This window comes from Ulvibacter sp. 2305UL32-6, from assembly GCF_058148545.1.
Window position 1 is genome coordinate 1 of sequence record NZ_JBYVKA010000059.1, and the last position, 776, is coordinate 776.

A 776-nucleotide genomic window follows, 5' to 3' on the forward strand; every position below is an offset into this window, starting at 1 on the left:
CGCCACTGGCATTATACAAACACGTTGTGCCCAATTTATGACAGACAGTTACGAAATAGAAAAACCTACCTCAGATTTAAACTATTTGACAATCGGAATTAAATATATTGTCCTATTTATTGTGATCTTCTTGGCAAGCTGGATTGCAATTCCTTTATTAGTTTCAACCGGAAGACCAACTAGAGTAAATATAGTGGCTAAATTTCTCTTCGAAAACACTTTTCTTTTTAGTGTCTTAATTTCTGTCGTAATTCTATCTTGGTTTATTTATCGAACAATAAAAAAGTACAAATTAGGAGAAGTATTTAAAATTGAATTTAACGACTTTGATCATAAGTTAAATATTAAAACAACTAATTTGGCTAATAATCACGAAAAAGATAATTCCTATGAATACAAAAATATTGTATATAAACTATGTAATTCAAAAGATGCACTTTTCGGAAAACAAAGAGTTTTACAAATTTTGAATAATAACAAAACTGTTCATGAAATTAATTTTGACCGAACAGCATGGTGCAGAAATGAACGAATCGACAAACTAATTGAAAAAGTAGAAAAACTGGGCACAACACCGTATAAAGCCAATGGCTTTGTTGGTTAATCTAATTGATTTTCCCACAAAAAGACTATTTTAGATAAACCGAATAAACTCGCAAACGGCTTCGCTTTGGCTTCCGAGTCGCACGCGTCGACGCCGCTGCCAACATTTGCTCCGCAAATTTGGTTGAGCCACAGCGAGCCAAGAACCGCCACTGGCATTATACAAACACGTT

1 protein-coding gene is annotated in these 776 nt (G+C 33.8%); it reads left to right on the forward strand.

The features are described 5' to 3' along the window. Positions 1 to 604: hypothetical protein (locus ACY2RU_RS17700; RefSeq protein WP_490139813.1), on the forward strand; the 604-nt coding region annotated here is incomplete at its 5' end. Positions 605 to 776 lie beyond the last annotated feature (172 nt).